Source organism: Roseovarius mucosus (assembly GCF_002080415.1).
GTDB classification, from domain to species: domain Bacteria; phylum Pseudomonadota; class Alphaproteobacteria; order Rhodobacterales; family Rhodobacteraceae; genus Roseovarius; species Roseovarius mucosus_A.
On sequence record NZ_CP020474.1, the window covers coordinates 2223549 to 2246829 of the forward strand.

Below are 23281 nucleotides of genomic sequence, written 5' to 3' on the forward strand. Positions count from 1 at the left end.
GTCTTGTCAGAAAACGCCCCCAGCCTTTTCGGACTGGGGGCGCTGTCCGTTAGATCAGCGATTTGGGATCAACCGTGGCTATCCCCAGCGCCTCGCCGACAGCGGCATAGGTCAACTGACCGGCATGCACATTCAGACCGTTGAGCAAATGCACATCCTCGGCACAGGCGCGTTTCCAGCCCTTGTCGGCCAGCGCCAGCATAAAGGGCATCGTCGCATTGCCCAGTGCCAGCGTCGAGGTGCGCGCAACGGCCCCCGGCATATTGGCCACGCAGTAATGCATGATCCCGTCGACCTCATAAATCGGGTCTTGGTGCGTTGTGGCGCGCGAGGTTTCAAAGCATCCGCCTTGGTCAATCGCCACATCCACCAGCACCGATCCCGGCTTCATCATGCCGAACTGATCGCGGCGCACCAGCTTGGGTGCGGCGGCACCGGGGATCAGAACCGCGCCGATCACCATATCCGCCTGCGGCAGCAATTCTTCCAGCAACCCGGCCGAGGAATAACCGGTCTTGAAGCTGCCCCCAAACACATCATCGAGATAGCGCAGACGCGGCAAAGAGCGATCGAGCACGGTCACATCCGCGCCCATGCCTGCGGCGATTTTGGCCGCATGCGTGCCCACCACGCCGCCGCCGATCACGATCACCCGCGCCGGTCCGACACCGGGCACACCGCCCATAAGCACGCCGCGCCCGCCGTTGGCCTTTTGCAGCGTCCACGCGCCCACTTGGGGCGCCAAGCGCCCGGCAACTTCCGACATCGGCGCAAGGAGCGGCAGACCGCCCGCGCGATCCGTCACTGTTTCATAGGCGATGCAGGTCGCACCCGAGGCCAACAAATCCTTGGTTTGCTCAGGGTCCGGTGCCAGATGAAGATAGGTGAACAGAACCTGCCCCTCGCGCAGCATCTTGCGCTCGCCGGCCTGCGGTTCCTTGACCTTCACCACCATGTCGGACTGTGCGAAAATCTCTGTGGCGGTGCCAACAATCTTGGCGCCTGCCGCCTCATAAGCGGCATCGTCAAACCCGGCTCCAAGGCCTGCGCCGGATTGGATCAGCACTTCATGGCCATGACCCACCGCCTCTTTTGCGGCATTGGGCGTCATGCCTACGCGGAATTCTTGTGGCTTGATTTCCGTCGGACAACCTATTTTCATATTATACTCCTCCCTGTGTTATTTTGCGCGGAGTCTGCAACAGAATGCGCGCAAGGAGATTGAAATTTCGCTCGCCTTTTACGGGATTTTGTGAATATCCTTCGGAAATTATGTGATTAGTGGGAAAGGTCTTGCGCAAATGTCCCTCGATCCGACAGATCGTCGCTTGTTGCATGTCCTTCAGCGGCGCGGGCGCATTTCCAACGCCGACCTCGCAGAAGAGGTCAATCTCTCCGCCTCTGCCTGTCACCGCCGCGTTCAGCGCCTTGAATCCGATGGGTATATCAAGGGCTATGTCGCTCTGCTTGACCCGCGCAAGATGGGCGTGCCCGCCACGATTTTTGTCGAGATTACGCTTACCACGCAGGCAGACGAGGTGCTCGACGCCTTTGAAAAGGCGGTGGCGCGGGTGCCCGATGTGCTGGAATGTCACCTCACCGCCGGCACTGCCGACTATATCCTCAAGGTCGTCGCAGAGGATACCGAGGATTTCGCGCGTATCCACCGCCAATACCTGACCCGGCTGCCCGGCGTGGCGAAAATGCAATCAAGCTTTGCCCTGCGCACCGTGTTCAAGACCACCGCGCTGCCGCTCTGATCCCTTACCAGTCCATCACCACCTTGCCCGAATTGCCCGAAATCATCGCGGCAAAGCCCTGCTCGAAATCATCAATTCCGATCCGGTGGGTGATCAGCCCCGATACATCCAGCCCCGATTGCACCAGCGCGATCATCTTGTACCAAGTCTCATACATCTCGCGGCCATAGATGCCCTTGATATGCAGCATCTTGAAAATCACCGCGTTCCAATCCACCGCAAATTCCGTGGGCGCAATCCCCAACAGCGCCAGCTTGCCGCCATTGTTCATCCGCGCGATCATCTGCTGCATCGCCGGGGCCGCACCAGACATCTCAAGCCCCACGTCAAAGCCTTCGGTCATGCCGATGTCGGCCATCACATCGCGCAGGTGCTCTTTGCCCACATCAACCACATGCTGCACCCCCATCCGCTGCGCCAGATCAAGACGGTAGGGGTTGATATCGGTGATCACCACCTTGCGCGCGCCCACCTTTTGCGCGACCAGCGCCCCCATGATGCCAATCGGCCCCGCGCCTGTGACAAGCACATCCTCACCCACCAGATCGAAACTCAGTGCGGTATGCACCGCATTGCCAAAGGGATCAAAGATTGCTGCAATCTCGTCGGGAATATCCTCTGGAATTGGCACCACATTGCTTTCGGGGATACAGAGATATTCGGCAAAGGAACCGGGGCGATGCACACCCACCCCTTTGGTATTGCGGCACAGATGCCCTCGCCCCGCGCGACAGTTCCGACAGGTGCCGCAGACGATATGCCCCTCGCCGCTCACCCGCTGACCAATCCGGTATTTCACCGCCGCAGGCCCGGTATCGACGATCTCGCCGACGAATTCATGGCCCACAACCATCGGCACCGGCACGGTCTTGGCGCTGAATTCATCCCATTTCCAGATATGCACATCGGTGCCGCAAATCGCCGATTTGCGCACCTTGATCAGCACATCCGATGGCCCCACCTCGGGCACCGGCACGTATTCCATCCAGAGCCCGGGCTCGGCCTTGGCCTTGACCAGCGCCTTCATCTCGTTCTGCATCAGATCACTCCTAGGTCGCGGCCCACGACCGCAAAAGCGTCAATCGCTCGGTCCAGCATATCGCGCGTAAGCCCGGCACTCATTTGCGTTCTGATCCGATCCTGCCCCTTGGGCACCACTGGAAAGCTGAAGGCGGTCACATAAACGCCGCGATCATTCAGCCGCGCTGCCATTTCTTGCGCCAGCTTCGAATCGCGCAACATGACCGGGATGATCGCATGTTCGCCGGGCAGCATTTCAAACCCCAGTGCGCCCATCCTCTCGCGGAAATACGCTGCATTGTCCCAGAGCCGCGCACGCCGCTCCGCGCCGTCCTCCAGCATATCAAAGACTTTGAGCGAGGCCCCCGCAATCACCGGCGCCAGCGTGTTGGAAAAAAGATACGGGCGCGAGCGTTGCCGCAGCCAATCCACCACCTGCGCACTTGCCGCCGTATAGCCGCCCGACGCACCGCCCAGCGCCTTGCCCAGCGTGCCGGTCAGGATATCCACGCGGTCCATCACCCCGAACCGCTCGGGTGTGCCGCGCCCGGTCTCGCCGACAAAGCCGGTGGCATGGCAATCATCCACCATCACCATTGCATCATAGCGCGCGGCCAAATCGCAAATTTCATCCAAGGGCGCATAAGTTCCATCCATCGAGAACACGCCATCCGTTGCAATCAGCCGATGCCGCGCTCCCTTCGCCTCGCGCAAACACCGCTCCAGATCGGCCATGTCGCGATTGGCGTAGCGATAGCGCTCCGCCTTGCAGAGCCGGATACCGTCGATGATGCTCGCATGGTTGAGCGCATCGCTGATGATCGCATCCTCTGGCCCCAAGATCGTCTCGAACAAACCGGTATTCGCGTCAAACGCCGCCGCATAAAGGATCGCATCCTCACACCCTAAAAACCCGGCGATCCGGGCCTCCAGCTCTTTGTGCTCTTCCTGCGTTCCGCAAATAAACCGCACGCTCGCCATGCCAAACCCGTAACGGTCCAGCGCCGTATGCGCCGCCGCGATCACTTCGGGATGATCCGCCAGACCCAGGTAATTGTTGGCGCAGAGGTTCACCACCGCGCGCCCATCCGCCAGCCGCACCTCGCCCGCCTGCATCGAGGCGATCACCCGCTCGCCCTTATAGAGCCCCTCATCGCGCAACCCGTCCAGTCGCCCTGCAATATCCGCGTCAAACCGATCTGCTGCTGTCATGTCGCCCTCCCGTTCAGTGTTCCCGAACTGCTCCGGGACCGGGGGCAGCGCCCCCACACCTCAGACGGCGATACGAGGCCGTCCACTCGCCTCTACCACGATTTCAGCTTCCAAAAACACCCGTCGCGCCTCGGCCTGCGCTTCTTTTACGGCACGGCGCGCGGTAACATGAATATCCACTGCCCCGGACGCCTCGGCTTCGGCTTGTGCTTCGGCCCGCAAAACCGCCTCTAGCGCCGCCATCGCGGTGTCGGACGCGGCATAATCCTCTGGACCGCTTTCAAGATGCACGCGGTATTTGCCCTCAGAGGGTGATGTCACCGTGCCGCCCCGCCGGATTGTCACACGGCCCACCACCGCGCCAATCGCATTGGCCACGCCGCCATGCGCAGGCAGGATCATCTCGCAGCCCAGCCGCGCGCCCACCGCGCCATAATAGCTCGCCGCCGACGCACCGAGACCAATCACCGGCACCGCCAGCCCGCTCTCGATTCGCACCAAACCGCGATGCCCATCCAACCCTTTTTGCATCAGCACATGCTCGGCCAGCGCCGTAGGAGACAGGCCAAAGTCCATGTCTTCTTCGGAAAAAGCAGTCTCTAACAAGGCAAGACTTGTCTGATGCGTCAGGCGGTCCACGATCATGCGCGCCAAATGCTCTGGCCCCTCTGCCAGCCGGTTGCCCGACCCGGTTCGCTTGCGCGCCACCAGTTCCAACGCCATGCGCGCGGCCTCTGCATCCCAACTGTCCAACCCGCCCAGCACATGGCTTGCATCCGACGGCGTGATACCCGCCACCTGCACCAGCCCCCGGCGCACCAAGCGTGTCAGCGCCGCGCCATCCATGCGCGTCTTAAGCACCTTGCCGACGGGGCGCACATCGACACCAATCCGGCCCAACAGAGCTTCTTCGCGCTCGCCTAATCCCCCGGCCTCGATCCCCGGCACCGCGCGCACGAACCGCGCGTCATGCTCGCCGGGGGCCACTGCCCGCAATTGTTCCTCCAACACGCCATGCACCGCCTCGCGTGCCTCTGCCGCCATCAGGCTCACCGGCACCACGCGCCGCGGGCCGAGGATCACGCCGCCCTCTAGTCCTTCGTCGCGCACATGAACCTCACTGTCACCACCCAACCCAAAGGTTCGCATCGCGACCGCTTCGACCATGGTGCGCCATGGGCCCACACGCGCGCCTTCGGGATCAATCGCCGGTCGCCCCTCGCGCAGGACCGCCACATCGGTCGTTGTTCCGCCAATATCCGACACCAGCGCATGCGCCGCCCCGGTCAGCCAGCGCGCGCCCACGATGCTTGCCGCAGGCCCGCTCAGAATGGTCTCGATGGGGCGTTCCCGCGCTTGATCGGCACTGATCAACGCCCCGTCTCCCCGCACCACCATCAGCGGCGCGTGTATCCCCAACTCGCCCAGCTTGCCCTCGGCTCGGTCGATCAGCCGCGCAATCATCCCGATGAGCCGCGCGTTCAGCAGCGCGGTCAGCGCCCGTTTCGGCCCGTTGAGCTTGGCCGACAGATGATGCGACAGGCTCACAGGCCGTCCCGTTACCGCGCGGATCGTCTCTGCCGCCGCCAATTCATGCGCGGGGTTTCTGGTGGCAAAGAGCGATGCCACCGCATAGGCCTCTGCCCCTGTTCCAGTCTCTAACCAGGCCAAAAGCGCCTCTTTATCCAGCGGCATTGCCTCGCCTCCGGCGTGGTTATGGCCACCATTCAGCACAATCGCCGGGTCACCGCCCAGCGCCTCGGCCAGCCCATGTGCCTGCAAATCTGCCGCCCGAAACCCGATATAAACTAGGCCCGCGCGCCCGCCTTGCCCCTCGACCAGCGCGTTGGTCGCCAAGGTCGTCGAGAGGGAGGCAAGGCCGATATCGCCCACATTCGCGCCGCTTTCGCGCAGCACGGCCTCGACCGCAGCACCAATTCCCACGGCCAGATCGGCCCGTGTCGTCAGCGCCTTGGCGCTCGCAATCACCTCGCGCTCATCCCGGATCAGAACGGCATCGGTATAAGTGCCCCCGGTGTCCACGCCCAACAACAACGCCATCTGCCTGCCCTCTTTGACTGTCAGGCTAGGGGTGTAGCGGGTTTCTCGCGCTATGCCAGCCCGTTTGCGTCACGATCCAGTCGTTTGACCGCCCACCGCGCGGCATCCGCGACGGCCGCATCCGCATCCTCGCACTGCGATTGCGCCACCGCGCGCAGGCTGGGATCTGCGGAATTGCCAATCGCGTAGAGCACGTTGCGCAAAAACCGATCCCGCCCGATGCGCTTGATCGGGCTGCCGGAAAATCTCGCACGGAACGCGGTATCGTCCAGCATTGCCAGCTCCGCCAGCCGTGGGGCCACCAGATCGTCGCGCGCGTGGTACTTCACTTCACGCGCCGTAACCGCAAACTTGTTCCATGGGCAGACCGCCAGACAATCGTCGCAGCCATAAATCCGGTTGCCCAGACCGGGGCGCAGGGCTTCATCCACGGGCCCCTTATGCTCGATCGTCAGATAGGAAATACAGCGCCGCGCGTCCAACTGATAGGGCGCGGGAAAGGCATCGGTGGGACAGATGTCCAGACAGGCGCGGCAAGACCCACAATGATCGATTTCTGCCGGATCCGTCTCTAGATCCAGTGTCGTAAAAACGGACCCAAGGAAAAACCAGCTCCCCAACGCTCGGCTCACCAGATTGGTGTGCTTGCCCTGCCATCCCAGCCCCGCCGCTTGTCCAAGCGGCTTTTCCGGCACGGGGGCCGTATCAACAAACACCTTCACCTCCCCGCCGCCCGCGTCGATCAGCCAGCGCGCCAAGCGTTTCAACCGCTTCTTGACCGTGTCGTGATAGTCTCTGTTACGTGCATAAACCGAGATATTGCCGCATTCGGGCCGCTTCAACCCGGCCAAGGGGTCTTCCTCGGGGGTATAGCTTTCGCCCAACATGATGACGGTGCGCGCCTCGGGCCAGAGCGCCTCAGGCGCGCCGCGCCACTCGCTGCGCTCTGCCAGCCAGCCCATCTGCCCGTGATAGCCCTGCCCAAGAAATGCGGCCAAACGCTCGGGCACATGCCCCACATCCCATGGGCGACACATCCGACAGGCGTCAAACCCTTCGGCTAGCGCTTGATCAATCAGTCTCTGTTTCAGCCCAATATTCATCTGGCGCAAAATACCTCGGGGGAGTCGCCGCTTGCGGCGACGGGGGCAGCGCCCCCAACCTAAAAGTCGAGATCAGCATAATGCGCAGGTGGCGGAAATCCCGACACTTGATCCGCCAGAATCCCGCGGAACGCCGGGCGCGACTTGATCTTGGCATACCAATCCTTGACCGCCTCGCTGCGCGTCCAGTCTACATCGCTGATGTAATCCAGCGCGCTAAGATGCGCGGCCGCCGCAAAATCCGCCAGCGTCATCACATCGCCCGCCAGCCAGCGCCGGTGATCCAACAGCCACGCCATGTAATCCAGATGATATTTGATCGCCTTGGCGCCGTCCTTGACATTGCGACTGTCGGGAAAGCCTAGCTTCATCACCTTCTTGTTCACCCGCTCATAGACCAACTTGCTGGTCACTTCGCTATGAAACTTGTCGTCAAACCACCCCACCAGCCGCCGCACCTCATAGCGCGCATCGGTGCCTTTGGGCATCAGGGACGGTTCGGGATACTTCTCTTCGAGATATTCGCAGATCGCGGCACTCTCCGACATGGTCTTGCCGTCGATCCGCAGCACGGGCACTTTGCCAGCCGGGTTGCGGCGCAGAAAGTCCGGATCCTGCTCCCAATAGCGCTCTTCCACCAGCTCACATTCGATCCGCTTTTCCGCCAGACTCAGGCGAACCTTGCGGCAAAAGGGCGAGAGCGGGACATGATAGAGCTTGGCCATGAACGATTACCTGTGGTCTCGGGGGTCGCCCCTCAATGCCCCCTTTGGCTGCGGTTTTCAATCCTCGAAACAGGTGGCGCGCCCATCTCGGTCAATCGTTGCCGCCCCATCAAGGATACCAGCGGCCCGGTTGCGCAATGCCTGCGAAGGTTTTGACGCGGAGCGTCCCTTGGGATCAGGCAGCACCGCCGCCAGCCGTGCCGCTTGCGTGGCGCTCAGGTCGGCGGCGCTCACGCCGAAATAGTGCCGCGCGGCGGCCTCAACCCCGAAAACCCCCTCATCAAACTCTGCGACGTTAAGATAGACCTCGATGATCCGTCGTTTCGACCAAAGCGTTTCGACCACCGGAGTAATGCTGGCCTCCAGCGCCTTGCGCGCCCAATTGCGCCCATGCCAGAGATAGACATTCTTGACGACTTGCTGACTGAGCGTCGAGGCCCCGCGCCCTGATCCCTCGGCAATCGCCGTGCGAATGGCCGCCATATCAAACCCCCAGTGCTGGCAAAAATTGGCATCCTCTGCCGCCACCAGGGACCGCGCCATCACTGGCGCAATTTGCGCCATTGGCACCCAGTCCTGCGCGATGCGGCCCAGTCGCCGCTCTTCCTGACCCATGTAATAGGTCTTGGGCGGTGCAATCTCACGATGGGTTGCGATCACTCCGATCACGATCAGCACGGCCACAAGCGACCAGCGCACCAGCCATGTGGTCGGCGTCCATCGGGATTTCGCCCGTAAGGGTGGGGATTTGCGCGCGCGTGCCATGGAACAGCTATAACGCCCTGCGCGGGCACGCAAAACACCTTTGGCGCGGGTCGGGTTCTTCTTGGCGAAAATACTCCGGGGGTCCGGGGGCAGAGCCCCCGGATTTCGTCTCTATTCTGCCGGAATAGCCTCTGGCACCATGCCAAGCGGATGGCTCAGCTTGTTGAGCATCTCCTTGGGGCAAAGCTGGATGAAATGTGCCCGCTCTTGATCCCAGTATTGCAGGATGTCCTGCCCCCGGCGGCTGCTGGTTTCCGCGACATGCCGCTCGATCAGCCCTTTCAGCTCGGCCTCCCAATGCGGCTCTGTTACGGCACAACTGACCAGGGTTTCGCCATTGACCAGTGTCGGCGCGCGGCCCTGCGGATCATAGAGATAGGCCATGCCGCCGGTCATGCCGGCGCCAAAATTGGCCCCGATATCGCCAAGGATCACCGCAACGCCGCCGGTCATGTATTCACAGCCATTGCTGCCGCAGCCCTCGATCACCACCTTTGCACCCGAATTGCGCACGGCAAAGCGTTCGCCAGCACGGCCCGCGGCAAAGAGATAGCCATCGGTCGCGCCATAGAGCACGGTATTGCCGATGATCGTGTTTTCGGCGGCAACCAGCGGGCTGGCCATTGGTGGGCGTACCACGATGGTTGCCCCCGACAGGCCCTTGCCCACATAGTCATTGGCGTCGCCCGAGACCTCGATCTTGAGGCCCGGCGCGGCAAAGGCCCCAAGGCTCTGCCCCGCACTTCCCGTCAGCTTGACCGTCAGGTGATCCGGCTGAAGGCTATTGAGCATTCCGAACTTGCGCACGATATGGCTGGATACCCGCGTGCCCACGGTGCGATGCGTGTTCTGCACCGCATAATGCAGTTGCATCTTCTCACCATCGTTCAGGAACCGCTGCGCATCGCGCACGATTTCGGCGTCCAGCGTATCGGGCACTTCGTTGCGCGGCTTGAGCCGGTCATAGCGCTGATGCTGTGCCCCATCGACGGTGATCAGCATCGGGTTGAGGTCAAGATCATCGAGATGCGCCGATCCGCGGCTGACCTGCGTCAGCAAATCCGCCCGCCCGATCACCTCATCGAGGCTGCGCGCGCCGATAGAGGCCAGGATTTCCCGCACCTCCTGCGCGTAGAAGGTGATGAGGTTGACCACCTTGTCGGCATTGCCGGTGAACTTGGCGCGCAGCGCCTCATCCTGCGTGCAGACGCCCACGGGACAGGTGTTCGACTGGCACTGACGCACCATGATACAGCCCATGGCAATCAATGCGGCCGTGCCAATTCCGTATTCCTCGGCCCCCATCATTGCCGCCATGACGATGTCGCGGCCCGTCCGCAGCCCACCATCGGTGCGCAGCGTGATCCGCTCGCGCAGATTGTTCATGCTCAGCACCTGATGCGCCTCGGTCAGGCCCATTTCCCACGGCAGGCCGGCATATTTGATGCTCGTTGCCGGGCTCGCGCCGGTGCCGCCGTTATGACCGGAAATCAGGATCACATCCGCCTTGGCCTTGGCCACACCGGCGGCAATCGTGCCGACACCCGATTGCGCCACCAGTTTGACGCAGACCTTCACGTTCGGGTTGATCTGCTTGAGGTCATAGATGAGCTGCGCCAGATCCTCGATGCTGTAGATATCGTGATGCGGCGGCGGCGAAATCAGCGTCACACCCTCGGTCGAATGGCGCAGCCGTGCAATCAGCTTGGTCACTTTCATGCCCGGCAACTGCCCGCCCTCGCCGGGCTTGGCCCCTTGCGCGACCTTGATTTCCAACTCTTCGCAATGGTTGAGATATTCCGCCGTCACGCCAAAGCGGCCCGATGCCACCTGCTTGATCTTGGCCGACGGGTTGTCGCCATTGGCCTCTGGCGTGAAATGCGCCGGGTCTTCGCCGCCTTCGCCACTGTCCGAGCGCGCGCCGATCCGGTTCATTGCTACGTTCAGCGTCTTGTGCGCCTCGGGGCTTAGCGCCCCAAGCGACATGCCCGGTGTCACGAACCGCTTGCGGATTGCGGTTACGCTCTCGACCTCTTCAATCGGGATCGCCTTTCCCAGTGGCTTGATCGCCATCAGGTCGCGCAGATGAATGGGCGGATTGGCCTGCATAGCCGCGCTGTAGCGCTTCCAGAGCTCATAGCTTGCCTTGTTACAGGCGGTTTGCAGGATATGCATGGTCTGCGCACCCCAAGCATGGGTTTCGCCCGATTTCCGCGCCTTGTAAAAGCCGCCGATCGGCAGAATATCCTGCCCGCCGGCATAGGCGCGGCCATGCACCTCTTCCAGCTTGGCCTGAATCCCCGACACGCCGATGCCACTGATCCGGCTGGTCAGACCGGGGAAATACTCTGCGCACATCGCACGGCTCAGCCCGACCGCTTCAAAGTTCAAACCACCACGATAAGAGGAGATCACCGAAATCCCCATCTTCGACATGATTTTGAGCAGACCCTGATCAATCGCTGTCCGGTAGCGGGCCACTGCTTCGGTCAGGCTCCCCTCGATCAATCCGCGCGCGATCCGGTCGGCGATGCTGTCCTCGGCCAGATAGGCGTTGACCACCGTGGCACCCGCGCCAATCAGCACCGCGAAATAATGCGGGTCGATACATTCGGCAGAGCGCACGTTGAGGCTCGAGAATGTGCGCAGCCCCTTGCGTGTCAGATGGCTATGCACCGCACTGGTCGCCAAAATCATTGGCATGCCGACGCGGGCCTCGTTCTGGTGTTGATCCGTCAGGATGAGATGCCCAGTGCCCGAGCGGATCGCATCCTCTGCCTCGGCGCGGATACGCTCCAGCCCGTCTTGCAGCGCGTTCTTGCCGGGCGCAAAGGTGCAGTCGATCTCGGTCACATCGGCGTTGAACTGTTTGATCATCTCGGCCCATTGGGCATTGCCCACGAACGGGCTTTCGAGGACCAGAATCTCGGTTTGCGCGCTCGATTCATCCAGCACGTTCTTGAGGTTGCCGAACCGCGTCTTCAGGCTCATCACCCGGTATTCGCGCAGGCTGTCAATCGGCGGGTTGGTCACCTGACTGAAATTCTGACGGAAGAAATGGCTCAGGGGGCGATACTGCTTGGAAAGAACAGCACTTGGCGTGTCGTCGCCCATGCTCGCCACCGCCTCTTTGCCATCCTCGGCCATGGGGGCCAAAACCTGCTCCAGCTCCTCGATGCTATAGCCCGCTGCGATCTGCCGCTTGCGCAGGTCCGAACCGGAATAAAGCGGGGCCTCTGTTGCCCCCGAAAGCGCCTCATCCAGCTCGTTGATCTTGCCGACCCATTCGCCAAAGGGCTGCGCGTCCGCCAAGCGGTTCTTGATTTCCGCATCGTGATAGAGCTTGCCTTGGGTCATATCCACGGCCAGCATCTGGCCCGGCCCAAGTGCGCCCTTTTCCTTGACCGTACGCTCGTCAATCGGGACCATCCCGGCCTCTGACCCGGCAATCACCATGCCGTCACCTGTAACCACATACCGCATCGGCCGCAGCCCGTTGCGGTCAAGCCCGGCGCATACCCAGCGGCCATCGGTCATCGCCAGCGCGGCGGGGCCATCCCACGGCTCCATCACCGAATTGCAATAGGAATACATATCGCGCCACGACTGCGGCAGCTCTTCGGCCTGCTTGGACCAGGATTCAGGCACCAGCATCGTCTTGGCCATCGGCGCGGACCGTCCGGCGCGCACCAGCACCTCGAACACGGCATCCAGCGCGGCACTATCGCTTGACCCTTGCGGGATGATCGGCTTGATATCTTCGGCCAGATCGCCAAAGGCCCCGCTTGCCATGCGGATCTCATGGCTTTTCATCCAATTGGTATTGCCCTTGAGCGTGTTGATCTCGCCGTTATGCGCCAGCATGCGGAACGGTTGCGCCAGCCACCATTGCGGGAAGGTGTTGGTCGAATAGCGCTGATGATAAATGGCAAAGGCGCTCTTGAACCGTTCGTCCATGAGGTCCGGGTAGAACACCGCCACCTGCTCGGCCAGCATCATCCCTTTGTAGATGATGCTGCGGCAGCTCAGGCTTGCCATGTAAAATCCCATGATCCCGGCAGCCTGCACCGCCTTTTCGATCCGGCGGCGGATCACATAAAGTTCCCGCTCGAATGTTTCCTCGTCCAATCCCTTGGCATCGGAAATCAGGATCTGTTCGATCTCGGGCCGGGTTGCGTTGGCCTTTTCGCCAAGACAGGAAATATCCACCGGCACATGCCGCCAGCCATAGATCGTGTGCCCCATGCGGAGCACTTCGGTTTCTACGATGGTCCGGCACTGTTCCTGTGCGCCAAAATTGGTGCGCGGCAAGAACACCTGACCCACGGCAACCAACCGGCTCTCGTTCGGCTCGTGGCCAGTGCGGCGGATTTGATCGTAAAAGAACGACACCGGGATTTGCAGATGAATGCCTGCGCCATCGCCGGTCTTGCCATCGGCGTCAACGGCACCCCGGTGCCAGATCGCCTTGAGCGCGTTGATCCCTGCCTCGACCACGCGGCGCGACGGCTTGCCGTCAATCGACACGACAAGGCCCACACCACAAGAGGAGTGTTCCTCTTCTTCGGCATACATGCCATTGGCTGCCAACCACTCGCGCTTGGCTTGCTGTTCTTCGGCCCAGTTAAGATCAAATGTCGTCATCGGTCTTTACCCTTCCTTAATCTGGTGGGTCAGTGTGTCTGTCACGTTGTCTCGTCGCGTGGCTGTCGGATCATCGCCGGAATACCGGCAGTATACCGACAGGTTACCGCTACTCCGCAGCAACGGCTTGCGCTTGGTCCAGATAGTTCAGGATTGCCGCCGCCGAGTCGCGCCCGTCGCGGATCGCCCAAACCACAAGGGATGCGCCGCGCACGATATCGCCCACGGCAAAAACCCCGTCCATCGCGGTTTGCCCAGTGGTGAACTCGGCCTTGATTGTCCCCCAACGGGTGACTTCCAATTCCTTTTGCCCCCAAAGGCTTGGCAGGTCTTCGGGCTCGAACCCGAGCGCCTTGATCACCAGATCGGCGGGCGCATCCTCGATCGCGCCCTCAATCGGCTCTGGGCTCTGCCGCCCTGTGGCATCGGGCGCACCAAGGCGCATCTTCTGCACTTTCACCGCTGTTACTGGGTCGCCAACAAAGCCAACAGGGGCGCTCAGCCATTCAAACTTAACACCTTCCTCTTCGGCATTGGCCACCTCACGCTGGCTGCCGGGCATATTCTCGCGGTCGCGACGGTATAGGCATGTAACCGATTTGGCCCCTTGCCGGATGGCCGTGCGCACGCAATCCATCGCGGTATCGCCGCCGCCTACCACAACAATGCGCTTGCCCTCTGCGTTCAACTCGCCGCTTTCATACTCTGGCACGCTGTCGCCAAAGCACACACGATTGCTGGCGGTCAGATAGTTAATCGCTCGCACGATCCCGTCTGCACCGGCCCCCGGGCCGTCCAAATCGCGGCTCTTGTAAACTCCGGTGGCAATCATCAACGCATTGTGTTTGCTGCGGATTTCATCGAAACTGATGTCTGTTCCCACATCACAATTGAGCACGAATTTAACGCCACCCTGCTCCAGTTGTTCGACGCGGCGCATGACCACGTCCTTTTCCAACTTGAAACCGGGAATCCCATAGGTCAGCAACCCGCCGCCGCGATCATAGCGGTCATAGACCGTAACCTGAACCCCCGCCCGCCGCAGCACATCCGCCGCCGCAAGCCCACCGGGGCCAGCACCAATAATGCCGACAGATTCAACGCGCTCCACACTTGGCTTGATCACCTCAACCCAGCCCTCTTCCCAGGCAGTATCGGTGATGTATTTTTCAACCGCCCCAATCGTGACCGTGCCATGCCCCGATTGCTCGATCACGCAATTGCCCTCGCACAGCCGGTCCTGCGGGCAGATGCGCCCGCAAATCTCGGGGAAGGTGTTGGTCAACTGGCTGATTTCATAAGCCTCTTTCAGCCGACCTTCGGCTGTCAGGCGCAACCAGTCCGGAATATTGTTGTGCAGCGGACAATGGCTTTGGCAATAGGGCACGCCACACTGGCTACACCGTCCGGCCTGCTCCTTGGCTTTGGCATCGGCGAATTCGGCATAGATTTCATGGAAATCCTGCCGCCGATCATCTGCGCCACGTTTCTCGGGCATATCCCGCTCAACGCTCACAAATTTCAGCATGGGTTGCTTGGCCACGGCTTTTCCTCCCGAGTCAACTGGTTGCGAAGGTTTACAGCACTCCTCTTTGGATTAAAAGTCATAAACTATGACCTATTATGAATTAATTATAGTTGCTGTGCGCGCGTCCCCATTGATTTTTTCATAATTTAATTCCGATCCGGACCTACAATCAACTTTGCCTTTTTAAGACAATGCTTTATACGATTTCAAAAATCGGATCGGGACAGGCACCATGGCGCTCTTTCACATTTTCCTTGTCGCCATCGTGCAGGGGATAACCGAGTTTTTGCCGATTTCCTCGTCTGGCCATCTGATCCTTTTGCCGAATCTCCTGCATATTCCCGATCAGGGACAGATCATTGATGTGGCGGTGCATGTGGGCACGCTCTTTGCGGTCATTCTCTACTTCTGGTCTGACCTGCGGGGGGCCATCTTTGGCCTGCCTCGCCTGTTCATGGGGCGTGCCGACACGCCCGGCGCTCGGCTTGCGTTGCTGTTGATTGTCTCGGCGGTTCCGGTGATGGTGGCGGGCCTGCTGCTCAAGATCACCGGGCTAAATGACGCGCTGCGCTCGATTACTGTCATCGGCTGGGCCACGCTCATCTTTGGCGTCCTGCTCTATTGGGCGGATCAAACTGGCAAAACTGTCAGAACCAGCGAAGGTTGGACCCTGCGCGATGCCATCCTCTTGGGGATGTGGCAGGTCATTGCCCTTATTCCCGGCACCTCGCGCTCTGGTATCACCATCACGGGTGCGCGCGTCATGGGTTTTGCGCGTGAGGATGCCGCGCGCCTTTCGATGCTGATGTCTGTGCCCACGATCATCGCCAGCGGCGTCTTGCTGGGTGCAGAGGCCGCGATGACGGCGGATATGGGTCTGATCCGCGACGGGGCGATTGCCGCCGCCCTGGCCTTTGTCGCGGCCCTCTTGGCGCTCGGCCTGATGATGCGCCTGCTGCGCAGCGTCAGCTTTACGCCCTATGTGATCTATCGCATGGTGCTGGGCGTGGCCTTGTTGGCCATCGCCTATGGCTGAGGGTCAGCGCGCGCGCAGGTTCTTGGCCGATTCCTTGATCGCCGCATATTGCCCAGCCGGACGGAACCGCCAGAGATAATCCGGCAGTACCGCGCCCACCGCAACAGGCGTGATGCCAAGCGCGTCAAAGCCCTTGGCCCCGTCTCCGACAACATTATCCCGCCGCAGGCTGCGCACCTGATCCCGGGTGATCTGCGGCGGCACAAGGCCAAGCGTGACCGTCTGAACAAGCTCCATCGCCCCAGCCATAAGCGCGGCCACTCCAAAGGGAATATTGGCGATCAGACGCCGCCGTCGGATCACCTGCAGCATCTGCTGCATCAGACCACGAAAGCTGCTCGCCTCTGGCCCGCCAAGCTCGTAAATGCCCGGCACTGCCCGGCCCATGGCCCCCATCACCGCGGCCTGCGCCACGTCATCTACATAGACCGGCTGGAATCGCGTGTCGGCACCGACCACAGGCAGTACCGGACCAAGCCGCGTCATCCCGGCAAAGCGGTTGAAAAACTGATCTTCGGGACCAAAGATGACCGAGGGGCGCAGGATCACGGCGTTCGGGAAATGCTGTAGGATACCCGCCTCGCCCGCTGCCTTGGAACGAGCATAGTGGCTGTCCGAGGTGGCATCGGCCCCAATTGCCGACAAATGCACCAGATGCGCCACGCCTTCCTCTGCGGCGATCCGCGCGATCCGTGTGGCCCCCTTGTCCTGCACAGCGTCAAAGCTGTTTTTACCCTTGCGGTCAAAGGTGCCAACGCAGTTCACCACCGCATCAGCGCCCTGCATCACCGCGCGCACAGATGCATCATCGCGGATATTGCAAAATACCGGCTCGACCTGACCGACAACGCCATAGGGTTTGACATGCATCGCCTCATTGGGGCGCCGCACCGCCACCCGTACCCGCCAACCGGCCTGCGCCATGCGCCGCGCGATATAGCGGCCCACGAACCCTGATCCGCCGTAAATGGTGACAAGCTTTGACATTCGGGCCTCCGAGGCTATGCGCGTATCCTCACTTTCCTATCGCCCCTGCGCGATTTGGACAAGACGATAAGGCAATTGCAGCCAAGCGACAAAATCGCCGTTGACACCATCCGGGGCGAGCGATAAACGCCTGCCTCACGACACCTGCCCAGGTGGCGGAATGGTAGACGCGCTGGCTTCAGGTGCCAGTGGCCGCAAGGTCGTGGAGGTTCGAGTCCTCTCCTGGGCACCACTTTCCCATTGCGGGGTGTTTTTGTCGCTAAACCACTCAATTCCGGGCGTTAGAGCGGGCGTTTAATGCGCTTCGGCCCAATTGCGGCCTTGGCCCGCATCCACCACCAGGGGCACGTCTAGACGCACTGCCGGGTCTGCGGCCCCCTGCATCACAGCGCGCGCAACGTCGATCAAGCGGTCTACGCTGTCCTCGGCCACTTCAAAGATCAATTCGTCATGGACCTGCAACAGCATCTTGCAGGGCAGCCCCGCGATCGCCTCGGGCATACGGATCATCGCGCGGCGGATGATGTCCGCCGCCGTGCCTTGAATTGGCGCGTTGATCGCGGCACGCCGGGCGAATCCGGCGCGCGGGCCTTTGGCGGCAATCTCGGGCGTGTGGATCTTGCGCCCGAACAGGGTCTGGACATAGCCATGTTCCTTGGCAAAGGCGGTGGTGGCGTCCATGTAATCCTTGATGCCCGGAAACCGCTCGAAATAGCGGTCGATGAACCCCTGCGCCTCGCCTCTTGGAATGCGCAGATTGCGTGCAAGACCAAAGCCCGAGATGCCATAGATCACGCCGAAATTGATCGCCTTGGCCTGACGCCTGATCTCGGGCGTCATCTCTGCCAGCGGGACGTTGAACATCTCTGACGCGGTCATGGCGTGAATGTCATGGCCATCGCGAAACGCCTGCTTGAGCGTCTCTATCCCGGCCACATGCGCCAAAATGCGCAACTCGATCTGGCTGTAATCGAGACTGACCAGACGATTGCCGGGGGCCGCAACAAAGGCCTCTCGGATGCGTCGCCCTTCTTCGCTACGCACGGGAATGTTTTGCAAATTGGGGTCAGACGAGGAAAACCGCCCCGTGCTGGCCCCGGTTTGCAGATAGGAGGTGTGGACCCGCCCCGTATCCGGATCGATGTGATCCTGAAGCGCGTCAGTATAGGTGGATTTGAGCTTGCTCAATTGCCGCCAATCCAGAACGCGCGCAGGCAGATCATGCTCTGTCGCCAGATCCTCGAGCACGTCGGCCCCGGTGGCATAGGCACCGGTTTTGCCCTTTTCGCCGCCCGGCAGGCCCATTTCGTCAAACAGGATCTCTCCCAATTGCTTGGGCGAACCGACATTGAAACTGCGCCCGGCAAGCGCGTGAATTTCTGATTCCAAGCCGGCCATTTTCTGGGCGAATTTGCCAGACATGGCGCGCAGCGTGTCACGGTCGACCAGCACGCCATCCCGCTCCATGCGCGCCAGCACAGGCACCAACGGGCGTTCCAGCGTCTCGTAGACCGTGGTGACCTGGGCACGGTGCAGCTGCGGCTTGAGCGTGAGCCAGAGGCGCAGCGTGATGTCGGCATCCTCTGCGGCATATTTCACCGCCTCGGCCACTGGCACGCGGTCAAAGGTGACAGCGGCTTTGCCACTACCCAGCAGGGATTTTATCGGGATCGGGCTATGGTTCAGATAGCGCTCTGACAGCGTGTCCATCCCATGCCCGTGCAGCCCGGCATGCAGCGCATAGGACATCAGCATCGTATCGTCGATGGGGGCCACGGTTATGCCATGGGCGGCCAGAATCTTGGCGTCGTACTTCATATTCTGACCGATCTTGAGGATGGCGTCATCCTCAAGCACGGGTTTGAGGGCGTCCAACACCTCGTCCAGCGGCAATTGCCCCTCGGCCCGCGCGTCCGACCCAAAGAGATCATCCGCCGCCCCGTCCTTGTGCGCCACCGGGATGTAACAGGCGCGGCCCGGTGCCGTAGCCAGCGAAATGCCCACCAGATCGGCCTGCATTTCGTTAAGCGAGGTGGTCTCGGTATCAAAGGCGACATAGCCTTGGGCGCGGATGGTGGCGATCCACGCGTCCAGCGTCGCGCGGTCCGAGACATGGACATAGGTCTCAGGCTCTATCGCTGGCCAATCGGGGGATTGATCGGGTGCCGTGGCAGCGCTTTGCGCGGCAGGTTCCGGAATGGTCGGCGCCACTGCGCCCAAGGCCTCGGCGATGCGCTTCGAGAGGGTGCGAAACTCCATCTGCGCCAGAAACCCCAACAACATCTCGGGATCAGGATCGCGCACTTCCAGATCGTCGAGCGTAAAGTCGAGCGGCGTGTTGCAATCCAGTTGCACCAGCCGCTTCGACATCTCGATCTGTGCGCGCTTTTCAATCAACGTATCGCGGCGCTTGGGCTGCTTGATCTCTTCGGCGCGGTCCAAAAGCGCCTCGAGTGAGCCGAATTCGTTGATCAAAAGCGCCGCCGTCTTGATCCCGATCCCCGGCGCACCGGGCACGTTATCGACACTATCGCCGGCCAGCGCCTGCACATCGACCACCCGGTCCGGGCTGACGCCGAATTTCTCGCGCACGCCCTCCACATCAATCAGGCGGTTTTTCATCGCATCCAGCATTTCGACCCCATCGCCGACAAGCTGCATCAGGTCCTTGTCGGAGCTGATGATCGTCACCCGTCCGCCCAGATCGCGCGCCTGACAGGCGAGCGTGGCGATAATGTCGTCGGCCTCGTAGCCCTCTTTCTCTTCGCAGGCGATGTTGAAGGCGCGCGTGGCCTCGCGCGTCAGCGGGATCTGCGGGCGCAGGTCCTCTGGCATCGCTTCGCGGTTGGCCTTGTATTCGGGATAAAGATCGTTGCGAAACGTATGGCTGCCCTTGTCAAAGATGACGGCGACATGCGTGGGCGCGTCGTGGCCGTTGTTGCCCTCAACATAGCGTTGCAGCATGTTGCAAAACCCCGACACAGCCCCAATGGGCAGCCCGTCGGATTTACGCGTCAGCGGCGGCAGCGCGTGATAGGCGCGGAAAATGAACGACGATCCGTCGATCAGATGCAAGTGACAGCCTTTTCCGAATGACATGGGTTGCCCTCCCGATCAGGCGTCTTCTTGGCGAAAATACTCAAATTCCCGGGCCCGAACAGGGCACCCGGCCGATGGCTCAGACCTTGCCCTCAAAATCCTTGTGAACCAGTTTGGCGTCGCAATAGGGGCATTCGACAAACCCTGTTTCATGCGGGATTTGCAGCCAGACGCGGGGATGGCCCAAAGCACCCTCGCCCCCGTCGCAGGCGACGCGGTAGCTGTCCACAATGCGGGTTTCCGGGGCCTGCGTTACCATCGGGGCGTTTCCTTTTGCCGTGCTTTCCACTAGGTGCGAATATGAGTGAACACAAGCCGAGGGGCAAGAGCAGCATGGCGTCCAATGCCATTGAAATCCGCGGATTGACCAAGACTTATGGCGCGGGGCGCAACAGCCCGGCCAAACAGGCGCTCAAAGGGATCAACCTCGACGTACCGCAAGGGTCTGTTTTTGGCCTGTTGGGGCCGAACGGGGCGGGTAAATCGACACTGATCAATATTCTGGCGGGCTTGGTGGTCAAGACTGCGGGGCAGGTTACGATCTGGGGCTTCGATCAGGATCGCAACCCGCGTCAGAGCCGCGCCTCAATCGGGGTGATGCCGCAGGAATTGAATCTTGACCCGTTCTTTACCCCGCGCGGTGCGCTTGAGGTGCAGGCGGGGCTCTACGGCGTGCCCCGGCGCGAACGGCGCAGCGACGAGATATTGCGCCTCATAGGGCTAGAGGACAAGGCCGAGGCCTATGCGCGCACCCTGTCAGGGGGCATGCGGCGGCGTCTGCTTCTGGGCAAGGCCTTGGTGCATCATCCGCATATCCTTGTTCTGGATGAACCGACCGCAGGCGTGGACATCGAACTGCGCCAGATGCTGTGGGAGAATGTGCGGCGGCTGAACGAGCAGGGGATGACCATCATTCTCACCACCCACTACCTCGAAGAGGCCGAGGAAATGTGCGACGAAATCGCCATTATCAATCTGGGTGAAGTGGTGGCGCGCGACAGCACCGCCAATCTCTTGGGGCGTCTTGACCACAAGACGATGATCATTCAGCCCGACAAGCCCGTCGCAACCCTGCCTCAGGCGGAGGGGCTGAGCGTGACCAAGCGTGGCGATGGGGCGCTGGTCATCACCTATAAATCCGGTGCCACCTCTGCCGAAGAGGTGCTTGCTGCGGTTCATGCCGCAGGAATCACCATTCGCGATGTGAAAACAGAACAGGCGGATTTGCAGGATGTGTTCCTGGAGCTGACCCGGAGCCGGTGACGCCTGCACAAGACCCAAACGGAGGATGCCAGCAGATGCCGACACCCTCCGTTCCCCACGTGCTCCCTACGCACCACACGTGTAACTTGATCAGGTCTCGGCCATACTGGCCCGAATAAAACAACCTTACGCCAAACGCGCGGCAGCTCCAAACAGAGACTGCCGCGCATTCGTTTCAAATTGTGCTCAGCGCACTCTGGGGATGGCCGCGCTCAGGCGGCCTTTCTAGGGAGGTGGGTCACCTCGCTTTCGATCAGAGCGCGATGCAAGGCGGCGATTCCTGCCTCCATCTCCTTGGCTCCGAGGACGAATTGAACATCCACGCTGCGCGGTGTCTGATGGGCGGCGATCACCTCGATCCCGGCATCTTCTAGCGCTGCCAGACCGCGGCTGAGTACCCTGAGCCCACTCAGATCACGCCCGATGGGCGACACCAGAGACAAGGTGCGCGCAGAGACCTTGGCCGAGGGGTAAATCTCTTCCAGATCACGCGCCACGCGCCGGACAACCTTGAGCGACGCCTGCACATAGTGCGTGATCGTATTGGCGTTCGATGTCTTGGATACGATCCAGACATTGTGCCGCTTAAGCGCCTCCAGAATGGCCGCGTCATAGCCTTTGACGCCGACCATATCCTGTTCGAACAATTCCAATGCCACGACCTTGAGGCCGGTCACGATCTCGACGCTTGGCGTATCGGTCGGCTGATCGTCGATCAGCGTCCCCGGATCGCCCGGATCAAAGGCATTCGTTACCCGCAGCGCCACATCGGCCTGTCGCAGGGTCTTGGCCGCCTTGGGGTGAATCGCCTCCATCCCCAAATTCGAGAGCTGATCGGCCACGTCGTAATTGGTGTGGCCCAGCTTGCGCACAGCGTCCGCCCCCACAAGGTTTGGATCCGCGGACGAGAGGTGAAATTCCTTGTGGATGATCGCCTCTTTCGCCCCTGTCCATGCGGCAATAGTGGCGAATGTGACCTCGGAATAGCCCCGGTCAAACTCGCGCATCAGCCCTTCGGTGCATTGCGCATAGCCCGTGACAATCGGCATTTCGCTGGATAGATCCACGTCACGCAAGCCTGCGGCGATCCGTTCTGACAGGTCATGCTCTGTCTCGTCGCGCCAACCGCTCAGGTCGATGAATCGCGCGTTGACGCCGGCCCGCTGCAACAAAAGCGTGGTGACAAAGGCAGAATGCGATTCCCCCAGACCCGAGAGCAATTCACGGATGACCAGCATGTGATCGCTCAGGCGGAAATGGCCATAGGAACATAGCCGCTGCAGATCAAAGAGGCACGACCGCGCCCCCTCGATCCGCTCGCGCACGAACTCGTCCGCCATGCTGCGATCACCCGGATGTTCCAGAATATCCCCATGTGACTCGCGCATCGCGCGGCCCACCTCGGTCAGCGCATCAAGCCAACCGTGATCATCATCCCCGTTGGCAAATCGCGCATAGACCCCCGGTGTGCCGGATTTCTTGTGCTCCAACAGCTTGTTGGTGATCCCGCCAAAGGCCGAGACCACAAAGATGCGATGGTAAAGCGCGGCACCTGTCCGCTCTCCGATAAAGAGCGTGCCAAGCAACTCGTTCACGCGGCTCATGGATGTGCCGCCAATTTTTTCGACGGTATGGTCTGGAAATGTCATATCCCTCTATCCGGGTTTAAACCCGGACCCTTTTGTCAGGCGCTTTCCAGCGCGTAAGAGCCATCGGCCTGATGCACCTCTTTGCCCGTCACCGGCGGGTTAAAGCAGCAGGCCATGACAAGCTCTTCCTCTGCGCGCAGGATGTGGCGATCATGCTTGTCGAGCGCATACATCACGCCCGGCTTGATCTCATGCGTCTCGCCGGTGGCGATGTCCGTGATCGAGCCTTTGCCCTGCATGCAATAGACGCTCTCAAAGTGGTTCTTGTATTCGAACGTATGTTCCGAACCCGGCTCCAGGAACGTGATGTGAAATGAAAATCCCATCCCGTCATCGGCCAGCAGCATCCGCACGCTCGACCATTGCGCATCAGAGACCACGCGCTCGCGCTCTTGCTCGATGATTTTGTTAAAGTCTCTCACAATCATT

General features: G+C 61.0%; 17 protein-coding genes and 1 tRNA gene. 4 read left to right on the plus strand and 14 right to left on the minus strand.

All coding sequences use genetic code 11. From position 1 onward, the window contains the following. Window positions 1-49 precede the first annotated feature (49 nt). The gene (ald, locus tag ROSMUCSMR3_RS10680) at window positions 50-1162 is read right to left on the minus strand and encodes an alanine dehydrogenase (protein ID WP_081507302.1); all 1113 of its coding nucleotides are present in this window, start codon (window positions 1160-1162) and stop codon (window positions 50-52) included. 139 nt (window positions 1163-1301) lie between these two features. Between ald and ROSMUCSMR3_RS10685 the strand changes: the two genes are divergently transcribed. Then, complete coding sequence (locus tag ROSMUCSMR3_RS10685) at window positions 1302-1760, plus strand: Lrp/AsnC family transcriptional regulator (RefSeq protein WP_008282654.1); 459 nt, start codon at window positions 1302-1304, stop codon at window positions 1758-1760. Between the two features lie 4 nt (window positions 1761-1764). Here ROSMUCSMR3_RS10685 and tdh read toward each other — a convergent pair whose 3' ends face one another. The 8 genes from tdh to ROSMUCSMR3_RS10725 form a co-directional block, all read right to left on the minus strand. Then, entirely contained in the window at window positions 1765-2787 is a 1023-nt protein-coding gene (gene tdh / locus ROSMUCSMR3_RS10690) for an L-threonine 3-dehydrogenase (RefSeq protein WP_198385613.1), read from the minus strand. 11 nt (window positions 2788-2798) lie between these two features. Then, window positions 2799-3992, minus strand: a complete 1194-nt coding sequence (locus ROSMUCSMR3_RS10695; RefSeq protein WP_081507304.1) for a glycine C-acetyltransferase — start codon at window positions 3990-3992, stop codon at window positions 2799-2801. Between the two features lie 60 nt (window positions 3993-4052). Then, complete coding sequence (locus ROSMUCSMR3_RS10700; protein ID WP_081507305.1) at window positions 4053-6053, minus strand: hydantoinase/oxoprolinase N-terminal domain-containing protein; 2001 nt, start codon at window positions 6051-6053, stop codon at window positions 4053-4055. Window positions 6054-6103: 50 nt separating this feature from the next. Beyond that, entirely contained in the window at window positions 6104-7156 is a 1053-nt protein-coding gene (gene queG, locus ROSMUCSMR3_RS10705) for a tRNA epoxyqueuosine(34) reductase QueG (protein WP_081507306.1), read from the minus strand. Window positions 7157-7215: 59 nt separating this feature from the next. Then, window positions 7216-7881: a glutathione S-transferase family protein gene (locus tag ROSMUCSMR3_RS10710; protein ID WP_008282649.1), complete on the minus strand. Its 666-nt coding sequence runs from the start codon at window positions 7879-7881 to the stop codon at window positions 7216-7218. 57 nt (window positions 7882-7938) lie between these two features. Continuing rightward, complete coding sequence (gene mtgA / locus ROSMUCSMR3_RS10715; protein WP_081507307.1) at window positions 7939-8646, minus strand: monofunctional biosynthetic peptidoglycan transglycosylase; 708 nt, start codon at window positions 8644-8646, stop codon at window positions 7939-7941. Between the two features lie 111 nt (window positions 8647-8757). Then, complete coding sequence (gene gltB / locus ROSMUCSMR3_RS10720; RefSeq protein ID WP_081507308.1) at window positions 8758-13290, minus strand: glutamate synthase large subunit; 4533 nt, start codon at window positions 13288-13290, stop codon at window positions 8758-8760. Between the two features lie 109 nt (window positions 13291-13399). Beyond that, window positions 13400-14833 (minus strand): NAD(P)-dependent oxidoreductase, encoded by a 1434-nt coding sequence (locus ROSMUCSMR3_RS10725; RefSeq protein ID WP_198385510.1) that lies wholly within the window; start codon window positions 14831-14833, stop codon window positions 13400-13402. 217 nt (window positions 14834-15050) lie between these two features. Between ROSMUCSMR3_RS10725 and ROSMUCSMR3_RS10730 the strand changes: the two genes are divergently transcribed. Then, window positions 15051-15854: an undecaprenyl-diphosphate phosphatase gene (locus tag ROSMUCSMR3_RS10730; RefSeq protein ID WP_081507309.1), complete on the plus strand. Its 804-nt coding sequence runs from the start codon at window positions 15051-15053 to the stop codon at window positions 15852-15854. 3 nt (window positions 15855-15857) lie between these two features. On the opposite strand, the gene ROSMUCSMR3_RS10735 is transcribed toward ROSMUCSMR3_RS10730, so the two are convergent. Then, a complete protein-coding gene (locus tag ROSMUCSMR3_RS10735) occupies window positions 15858-16841 on the minus strand; it encodes a complex I NDUFA9 subunit family protein (RefSeq protein ID WP_081507310.1) in 984 nt (327 codons plus the stop codon). Window positions 16842-16987: 146 nt separating this feature from the next. Between ROSMUCSMR3_RS10735 and ROSMUCSMR3_RS10740 the strand changes: the two genes are divergently transcribed. Next, window positions 16988-17073: transfer RNA gene (locus ROSMUCSMR3_RS10740), tRNA-Leu, on the plus strand. 62 nt (window positions 17074-17135) lie between these two features. Here the strand turns inward: ROSMUCSMR3_RS10740 and polA are convergent. Further along, complete coding sequence (polA, locus tag ROSMUCSMR3_RS10745; protein ID WP_081507311.1) at window positions 17136-19940, minus strand: DNA polymerase I; 2805 nt, start codon at window positions 19938-19940, stop codon at window positions 17136-17138. 79 nt (window positions 19941-20019) lie between these two features. Further along, entirely contained in the window at window positions 20020-20199 is a 180-nt protein-coding gene (locus ROSMUCSMR3_RS10750; RefSeq protein WP_037276823.1) for a zinc-finger domain-containing protein, read from the minus strand. A gap of 74 nt (window positions 20200-20273) precedes the next feature. Here ROSMUCSMR3_RS10750 and ROSMUCSMR3_RS10755 point away from each other — a divergent pair, with 74 nt between their 5' ends. Then, entirely contained in the window at window positions 20274-21203 is a 930-nt protein-coding gene (locus ROSMUCSMR3_RS10755; RefSeq protein WP_081507312.1) for an ABC transporter ATP-binding protein, read from the plus strand. Between the two features lie 212 nt (window positions 21204-21415). Here ROSMUCSMR3_RS10755 and ROSMUCSMR3_RS10760 read toward each other — a convergent pair whose 3' ends face one another. Beyond that, window positions 21416-22852: an aspartate kinase gene (locus tag ROSMUCSMR3_RS10760; RefSeq protein ID WP_081507313.1), complete on the minus strand. Its 1437-nt coding sequence runs from the start codon at window positions 22850-22852 to the stop codon at window positions 21416-21418. A gap of 35 nt (window positions 22853-22887) precedes the next feature. Further along, window positions 22888-23280: an ectoine synthase gene (locus tag ROSMUCSMR3_RS10765; RefSeq protein ID WP_081507314.1), complete on the minus strand. Its 393-nt coding sequence runs from the start codon at window positions 23278-23280 to the stop codon at window positions 22888-22890. Window position 23281: the final 1 nt, after the last annotated feature.

What these genes read in the sequence shown, in the direction of transcription:
- ald (WP_081507302.1), bottom strand. Translation starts at nt 1,162, where the DNA reads ATGAAAATAGGTTGTCCGACGGAAATCAAGCCACAAGAATTCCGCGTA.
- ROSMUCSMR3_RS10685 (WP_008282654.1), top strand. Translation starts at nt 1,302, where the DNA reads ATGTCCCTCGATCCGACAGATCGTCGCTTGTTGCATGTCCTTCAGCGG.
- tdh (WP_198385613.1), bottom strand. Translation starts at nt 2,787, where the DNA reads ATGAAGGCGCTGGTCAAGGCCAAGGCCGAGCCCGGGCTCTGGATGGAA.
- ROSMUCSMR3_RS10695 (WP_081507304.1), bottom strand. Translation starts at nt 3,992, where the DNA reads ATGACAGCAGCAGATCGGTTTGACGCGGATATTGCAGGGCGACTGGAC.
- ROSMUCSMR3_RS10700 (WP_081507305.1), bottom strand. Translation starts at nt 6,053, where the DNA reads ATGGCGTTGTTGTTGGGCGTGGACACCGGGGGCACTTATACCGATGCC.
- queG (WP_081507306.1), bottom strand. Translation starts at nt 7,156, where the DNA reads ATGAATATTGGGCTGAAACAGAGACTGATTGATCAAGCGCTAGCCGAA.
- ROSMUCSMR3_RS10710 (WP_008282649.1), bottom strand. Translation starts at nt 7,881, where the DNA reads ATGGCCAAGCTCTATCATGTCCCGCTCTCGCCCTTTTGCCGCAAGGTT.
- mtgA (WP_081507307.1), bottom strand. Translation starts at nt 8,646, where the DNA reads ATGGCACGCGCGCGCAAATCCCCACCCTTACGGGCGAAATCCCGATGG.
- gltB (WP_081507308.1), bottom strand. Translation starts at nt 13,290, where the DNA reads ATGACGACATTTGATCTTAACTGGGCCGAAGAACAGCAAGCCAAGCGC.
- ROSMUCSMR3_RS10730 (WP_081507309.1), top strand. Translation starts at nt 15,051, where the DNA reads ATGGCGCTCTTTCACATTTTCCTTGTCGCCATCGTGCAGGGGATAACC.
- ROSMUCSMR3_RS10735 (WP_081507310.1), bottom strand. Translation starts at nt 16,841, where the DNA reads ATGTCAAAGCTTGTCACCATTTACGGCGGATCAGGGTTCGTGGGCCGC.
- polA (WP_081507311.1), bottom strand. Translation starts at nt 19,940, where the DNA reads ATGTCATTCGGAAAAGGCTGTCACTTGCATCTGATCGACGGATCGTCG.
- ROSMUCSMR3_RS10750 (WP_037276823.1), bottom strand. Translation starts at nt 20,199, where the DNA reads ATGGTAACGCAGGCCCCGGAAACCCGCATTGTGGACAGCTACCGCGTC.
- ROSMUCSMR3_RS10755 (WP_081507312.1), top strand. Translation starts at nt 20,274, where the DNA reads ATGGCGTCCAATGCCATTGAAATCCGCGGATTGACCAAGACTTATGGC.
- ROSMUCSMR3_RS10760 (WP_081507313.1), bottom strand. Translation starts at nt 22,852, where the DNA reads ATGACATTTCCAGACCATACCGTCGAAAAAATTGGCGGCACATCCATG.
- ROSMUCSMR3_RS10765 (WP_081507314.1), bottom strand. Translation starts at nt 23,280, where the DNA reads ATGATTGTGAGAGACTTTAACAAAATCATCGAGCAAGAGCGCGAGCGC.